The organism is Mameliella sp. AT18, assembly GCF_028807275.1.
Taxonomy (GTDB): Bacteria; Pseudomonadota; Alphaproteobacteria; order Rhodobacterales; family Rhodobacteraceae; genus Antarctobacter; species Antarctobacter albus.
In genome coordinates, this window is record NZ_JARAMO010000293.1 from 1 (window position 1) to 6,228 (window position 6,228).

Consider the following 6,228-nt stretch of genomic DNA (forward strand, 5'->3'; position numbering starts at 1 on the left):
GGCGTCTTTGCGGCGCCAGCCGCAAACAGAGTCGCCCCGCCGACCACAGGCAAGCCTCTGGACCTTCTCCCCGCGACACCCCAACATGCCGGGCAAAAGGGAGGATCATCAATGCGCTTCGAAAACCGCCACGCGGTGGTGACCGGCGGCGCCTCGGGCATCGGCGCGGCGATTTCGCGCCGTCTTGCCGCCGAGGGCGCCACGGTCACCGTCTGGGACATTTCCGCCGACAATCTCGACGCGATCGAGGGTGAGGCCAACATTCGCACCCGCGCCATCGACGTCACCGATCCACAGGCCGTCACCCGCGCGATGGCAGAGGACCAGACCGCGATGGGCGGGCTGGACACGCTGGTCTGCTCTGCCGGGATCACCGGCCCCAACACCACCGTCATCGAATACCCGACCGAGGCCTGGAAACAGGTGTTCGAACTCAACACGCATGGGCTGTTCTACTGCAACCGCGCCGCCGCCGCGCTGATGCGGCCCGGGGGCTTTGGCCGGATCGTCAACATGGCCTCGGTCGCCGGGAAAGAGGGCAACCCCAACGCCTCGGCCTATTCCGCCTCCAAGGCCGCCGTCATCGGGCTGACCAAATCTCTGGGCAAGGAACTGGCCGACACCCAAATCACCGTCAACGCCATCGCCCCCGCCGCCGTGCGCACCGCGATCTTCGACCAGATGACGGATGAATTCATCGCCTACATGGAAAGCAAGATCCCGATGGGCCGCTTCGGCACCGTCGACGAAATCGCGGCAATGGCCTGCTGGCTCGCCTCGTCCGAGGCCAGCTTCACCACCGGGGCGGTCTTCGACCAGTCCGGCGGCCGCGCCACCTACTAGGGAGACCGGGCATGAGACTGGAAGGCAAACGCGCCATCGTCACCGGCGGCGGCTCCGGCTTTGGCGAGGGGATCGTCACCCGTTTCGCCGCCGAAGGCGCGCAGGTGGTCGTGGCCGACATCAACTATGAAAACGCCCGCAAGGTGGCCGAGGCGACCGGCGCCCATCCCCTGCACACCGATGTCTCGGACGGGTCCAGCGTCCGCGCCCTCATGGCGCTCGCGACCGAGCACATGGGCGGCATCGACATCCTGGTGAACAACGCCGGCATCACCCATCTGCCCGCGCCGATGGAAGAGGTCAGCGAAGAGGACTTCGATCGCGTCTTTGCCGTCAACTGCAAGTCCGTCTACCTGGCCGCCCGCGCGCTTGTCCCCGCGCTCAAGGCACAGGGATCGGGCGCGATCCTCAACGTGGCCTCCACCGCCGGCGTCTCTCCCCGGCCGAACCTGAACTGGTACAACGCCTCCAAGGGCTGGATGAACACCGCGACGCGGGCAATGGCGGTGGAACTGGCGCCAGCGGGCATCCGCGTCAACGCACTGAACCCGGTGGCGGGCGAAACGCCCCTGCTCGCCAGCTTCATGGGCGAGGACACGCCCGAGATGCGGGCGAAATTCCTCTCCACCATCCCGCTGGGCCGGTTTTCCACCCCCCGCGACCTGGCCAACGCCGCGCTGTTCCTCTGCTCGGACGAGGCCGACATGATCACCGGCGTCTGCATGGAGGTGGACGGCGGGCGCTGCATCTAGCGCGCGCCCGCAAACACAGGCATCGCCCCCGGATGCAAGACGAACCATCCCGGCCCGCCTTGCACGCGATCCGGTCTGCACTATGCTCTTGGCGACAGTTCGGAAGGCGGTGCAGTCGTATCATGTTCAGAAACATCTTGACCGCGGCGCTGGCGGCGGCCGGCATCGCGATCGGCGCCTGGAGCTTCATCGCGCCTGACCGGACCGGCCCCGTCTCTGCCGACGGCATGTCCCCGCAGGAATTCTCACGCGAAAGCCCCTTGTTGCTGCCCGGCATCCTCGCCACGATCTACGAGGCCTTCAGCCAGACCGAAGAGGAAGAGATCTACGACCGGTTGGCAAAGGTGGCCACGGGCCCCGCGCTGGAACAGCTCTACCTCGAACGGGTCGGGGCGATGGCCGGGGGCGGCCTGAACCCGGACCAGGAAATCCACGAGGTCTCGCTATTGGGCATGAGCGCGCGCCGAAACGGCGACCTTGTCGACATCACCGCAAGGTGGCGCGTCCTTGGCGTGGTCGGCCATGCCGAACACATGCACATGCGGGGCAATGCCTATGCCGCCGATCTCACGATGGCCGCCGACCAGGGGGAATGGAAGATCACCGGCTTCTCGCTGACAGAGGTCGACCGCAGCGACGCGGGCACGCTGGAACGCAATGCCGACGCACCGCCCGCAGGAGACGGCAGTTGATCGCGGCCCGCGACCTGTCCTTTGCCTATCCCGGCGGAGGCTTTGCCCTCAAGGTGCCCGCGCTGGACGTGGCCCCGTCCGAACGTGTCGGCGTGATCGGCCCCAGCGGCACCGGCAAGACGACCCTGCTGAACCTGGTGGCCGGGATGGTTCGGGCGGATGCCGGCGCGCTGACCGTCGCCGGAAGCGACCTGTCCACACTGGACGACGCCGCGCGGCGGCGGTTCCGGGCAACACATGTGGGTTTCATCTTTCAGAATTTCGCGCTGGTCGATTACCTGAACGCCTACGAGAACATCCTCTATCCCTATCGCGTCGGCCTCGGGCTGCGCCTGGACGCGCAGGTCAGGGACCGGGCGCGCGCCCTGGCAGAGGCCTGCGGCATCGCGCATCGCCTGAAAAGCCATCCCGCCGCGCTATCGGGGGGCGAACAGCAGCGCGTGGCCATCTGCCGGGCGCTGGTCACGCAGCCGAAACTGATCCTCGCGGACGAGGCCACCGGCAACCTCGACCCCGAAACCAAGGAGGCCATCCTCGACCTGCTCTTCGACCGGGCCTCTGACATGCAGGCAACCGTGCTTGCGGTGACCCATGACCACGACCTCTTGCCCCGTTTCGACCGGGTGATCGACTTCGCCACCCTGAGACAGCCCGCATGAACGCGCTTTTCCTGGCCTTCGCCCACCTGCGCTGGACATGGGCGCGCAGTCTCCTGCTCGTCGTGGTCGGCGCGCTGATCCTCTCCGTCCCGCTGGTGACACAGGTCCTGTTGCGCGGCTCCGAAGAGGCGCTGACCCGCCGGGCCGAGGTCACGCCGCTGGTGCTGGGCGCACGCGGCAGCCAGCTCGACCTGGTGATGAGTGCGGTCTATTTCTCGCAGGACCGCGCCCAGCCCGTCACCCGCGCTGCCGAGGACGCGGTCTGGGACAGCGGGCTGGCCCTGCCGATCCCGCTGCACACGGGATTCCAAACCAATGGCGCGCGGATCGTGGGCACCTCGCTCGACTATTTCGACTTTCGCGGCCTTCAGGTGGCCGAAGGGCGCCAGATGGCCCTCCTGGGAGAGGCGGTGCTGGGCGCGCAGGTGGCGGACCGGCTGGGCCTCGGCCCCGGCGACACGGTGGTCTCCTCGCCGGAGAACCTCTTCGACCTCGACGGGGTCTACCCGCTGGAACTGAAGATCACCGGCGTGCTGGCGGCCACCGGCACCCCCGATGACGAGGCCGTCTTTACCGACGTCAAGACCACCTGGATCATCGCCGGCATCGGGCACGGCCATGACGACGTGGTGACGCCGGATGACGCGGGCAATGTCACCGCCAATGCCGCCATCACCCAGTTCCAGCGCATCACGCCCGAGAACATCGACAGCTTTCATTTCCACGGCGCGGCGGGTGACTACCCGCTTTCCGCCGTTCTGGTCGCCCCCTATGACACCCGTTCGGGGACGATCCTGCGCGGGCGCTACCTGGACCCGGAGAACCCGCTGCAGATGACCGTCCCGGCAGAGGTGGTCGCGGGGCTGGTCGACCGGATCTTCCGGATCGCGGCCCTCCTGGACGCGGTCACCCTGGTGATCGGGATCGCGGCGCTTGGCGCCATCGGCCTGTCGCTTTTCCTGGCGTGGAGCCTGCGCGCCCCCGAGATCGAAACGGCCCGGCGCCTGGGCGCGGGCCGTTTCATGATCCTGCGATTGGCCTTCGCGGAAATTGCCCTACTGTTGATCCTGTCGGCAGGTCTTGCCACCGGGCTTGTCACGGTCGTCACGATGAACGGCGACAGCCTGGTCGCCTGGATCCTTGCACTTTGAGTAACCATTGCAAATGCCCGTTAACGGAGACATCCCGATGAAGACCCTGATGACCGCCGCGGCCCTTGCCGCCCTCGCCACGACGGCCACGGCCCACTACGGCATGATCATCCCCTCCGACAACATGGTCAGCCAGGAGGACGGGCGCAGCATCGACCTGACGCTCTCCTTCTCGCATCCGTTCGAGGGCATCGGCATGGTGCTGGAACGGCCCGAGGCCTTTACCGTGACGCATGGCGGCAAGACGACCGACCTGCTGGACAGGCTGCAGGACACGCAGGTCATGGACCACGCGGGCTTTGCCGTCGAATACCGGCTGGAACGCCCGGGCACGCATGTCTTTGCCCTGACGCCCAAACCCTACTGGGAACCCGAGGAAGACGCCTTCATCACCCATTTCACCAAGACCTACGTTTCCGCCTACGGCGACGACGAAGGCTGGGACGCGGAACTGGGCCTGAAGACAGAGATCGTGCCCCTGTCCAAGCCCTTTGCCCTGTGGGAAGGCAACCTGTTCCAGGGCATCGTCAAGCTCGACGGCGAACCCGTGCCCTACGCCGAGGTCGAGGTCGAATACTACAACGAGGACGGCAGCGCCGTCGCGCCCTCGGACCTGATGATCACCCAGACGATCAAGGCCGACGCCGATGGGGTCTTCAGCTACGCCGTGCCGACCGCCGGTTGGTGGGGCTTCGCCGCGCTGAACACCGCCGCCGAGCCGATGCAGCATGACGGCGAGGACAAGGCCCACGAACTGGGCGCGGTGATCTGGGTCCACTTCGAACCTTGGGGCGCGCAATGATCCGCGCCCTTGCCTTTGCCCTGGTTGTCGCCGCCCTTCCCGTGGCGGCGCATGACCTCAGGGTCTTTGCCTCCGTCTCGGGTCAGACCGTCACGGTGGAATCCACCTTTTCGTCCGGTCGGGTTCCGACCGGGGGCACGGTCCGCGTGCTGGATGCCGGGAACGTCCTGCTGATGACGCTGGACATCGGCGCCGAGGGCAAGACACGGTTCCCCCTGCCCGAGGGCACGGCGAAGACCGGCCTGATGATCGAGGTCGAAGTCAACGAGGGCCATTCCGACTACTGGATGCTGACACCGGACGACATCGCCTACGGCCAGGGAACGAACTGATGCTCAAACCTCTTGCCTTCGCGCTGGCCCTCTTGGCCGGCGCCGCCAGCGCACAGGACCGGCCCGTGGTGGCCACCGTGAACTATCCGCTGGCCTGGATGGCGGAACGCCTGGGCGGCGATGCGATCGAGGTCCTGTTCCCGGTTCCGGAGGGGCGCGACCCGTCCTTCTGGCGGCCCGGCCTTTCCGACATCGCGGCGATCCAGCAGGCGGACCTGATCGCGCTCAACGGGGCCGGTTTCGCGGCCTGGACGACGCGCGCCTCGCTGCCCCGCTCTCGGCTGGTCGATACCTCCGCCAAACTCTCCGATGCCTTCATCGCCACGCAGTCCGTGACCCACAGCCACGGCGAGGATGGCGCCCATTCGCACACCGGCACCGCCAGCTACACATGGCTCGATTTCGACCTGGCTGCGGGACAGGCCAGGGCGCTGGCAGCGGCCATGCAACGCCGGATGCCCCACCTGAGCGATCAGGTGGCCGAAACCCTGCCCGCGCTGCTGGCCGATCTGGACGCCCTCGACACCCAGGCGCGCGAGGCCCTTGCGACGCTGCAAGGCACGACGATCATCGCCACCCATCCCCGCTACCAGTATTTCGCCCGGGCCTACGGGCTCGATATCGCCGCGCTCGAATGGGAAGCGGGCGCCATGCCGGACGAGGCGCAATGGCAAGACCTGAAGGACATGATGGCGGATACCGGCGCCTCCGTCCTGATCTGGGAGGCGGAACCGCCCCGCGAGGCCCGGGACCGGGCCGCCGAACTGGGGCTTGTCTCCGTCATCTTTGCGCCGCTTGCGACGCGGCCCGCCAGCGGGGATTTTGCCTCTGTCATGCGGGCGCAGATCGCGGGCCTGGCCGGGCGGCAATAGCCCTCTCGGCCGCCGCCTTTCGGGCCTTAACCTTTGCCGACGCAACGTCACCTTCCTGACCGGGACCAAAGCGGGAACGGTTTTGTACGTTTTGCGGAAATCGCCGTACGTTTTGTACAAAACGT

Annotated in this window: 8 protein-coding genes; all 8 read left to right on the plus strand. The window is 67.1% G+C overall.

Features of this window, described 5'->3' with window-relative positions; genetic code table 11:
- The first annotated feature begins 111 nt into the window (after positions 1-111).
- A complete protein-coding gene (locus PVW46_RS23930; protein WP_069207913.1) occupies positions 112-843 on the plus strand; it encodes an SDR family NAD(P)-dependent oxidoreductase in 732 nt (243 codons plus the stop codon).
- An 11-nt stretch (positions 844-854) separates the two neighbouring features.
- Positions 855-1,595 (plus strand): glucose 1-dehydrogenase, encoded by a 741-nt coding sequence (locus PVW46_RS23935; protein ID WP_172429016.1) that lies wholly within the window; start codon positions 855-857, stop codon positions 1,593-1,595.
- Positions 1,596-1,717: 122 nt separating this feature from the next.
- The gene (locus tag PVW46_RS23940) at positions 1,718-2,287 is read left to right on the plus strand and encodes a hypothetical protein (RefSeq protein WP_069207911.1); all 570 of its coding nucleotides are present in this window, start codon (positions 1,718-1,720) and stop codon (positions 2,285-2,287) included.
- The gene (locus PVW46_RS23945; protein ID WP_069207910.1) at positions 2,284-2,946 is read left to right on the plus strand and encodes an ABC transporter ATP-binding protein; all 663 of its coding nucleotides are present in this window, start codon (positions 2,284-2,286) and stop codon (positions 2,944-2,946) included. The genes PVW46_RS23940 and PVW46_RS23945 overlap by 4 nt, the downstream gene beginning before the upstream one ends.
- A complete protein-coding gene (locus tag PVW46_RS23950; RefSeq protein WP_069207909.1) occupies positions 2,943-4,097 on the plus strand; it encodes an ABC transporter permease in 1,155 nt (384 codons plus the stop codon). Before PVW46_RS23945 ends, PVW46_RS23950 begins: the two co-directional genes overlap by 4 nt.
- A gap of 37 nt (positions 4,098-4,134) precedes the next feature.
- Positions 4,135-4,899 carry a DUF4198 domain-containing protein gene (locus tag PVW46_RS23955; protein ID WP_069207908.1) on the plus strand — a complete coding sequence of 255 codons (765 nt, stop codon included), beginning with the start codon at positions 4,135-4,137 and terminating at the stop codon, positions 4,897-4,899.
- The gene (locus tag PVW46_RS23960) at positions 4,896-5,231 is read left to right on the plus strand and encodes a hypothetical protein (RefSeq protein WP_069207907.1); all 336 of its coding nucleotides are present in this window, start codon (positions 4,896-4,898) and stop codon (positions 5,229-5,231) included. The genes PVW46_RS23955 and PVW46_RS23960 overlap by 4 nt, the downstream gene beginning before the upstream one ends.
- Positions 5,231-6,103: a metal ABC transporter substrate-binding protein gene (locus PVW46_RS23965; protein ID WP_069207906.1), complete on the plus strand. Its 873-nt coding sequence runs from the start codon at positions 5,231-5,233 to the stop codon at positions 6,101-6,103. The genes PVW46_RS23960 and PVW46_RS23965 overlap by 1 nt, the downstream gene beginning before the upstream one ends.
- The last annotated feature ends 125 nt before the right edge of the window (positions 6,104-6,228 follow it).

Excerpts from the sequence above, each read along its gene's own strand:
- PVW46_RS23935 (WP_172429016.1), top strand. The coding sequence starts at position 855 with ATGAGACTGGAAGGCAAACGCGCCATCGTCACCGGCGGCGGCTCCGGC.
- PVW46_RS23930 (WP_069207913.1), top strand. The coding sequence starts at position 112 with ATGCGCTTCGAAAACCGCCACGCGGTGGTGACCGGCGGCGCCTCGGGC.
- PVW46_RS23955 (WP_069207908.1), top strand. The coding sequence starts at position 4,135 with ATGAAGACCCTGATGACCGCCGCGGCCCTTGCCGCCCTCGCCACGACG.
- PVW46_RS23940 (WP_069207911.1), top strand. The coding sequence starts at position 1,718 with ATGTTCAGAAACATCTTGACCGCGGCGCTGGCGGCGGCCGGCATCGCG.
- PVW46_RS23950 (WP_069207909.1), top strand. The coding sequence starts at position 2,943 with ATGAACGCGCTTTTCCTGGCCTTCGCCCACCTGCGCTGGACATGGGCG.
- PVW46_RS23965 (WP_069207906.1), top strand. The coding sequence starts at position 5,231 with ATGCTCAAACCTCTTGCCTTCGCGCTGGCCCTCTTGGCCGGCGCCGCC.
- PVW46_RS23960 (WP_069207907.1), top strand. The coding sequence starts at position 4,896 with ATGATCCGCGCCCTTGCCTTTGCCCTGGTTGTCGCCGCCCTTCCCGTG.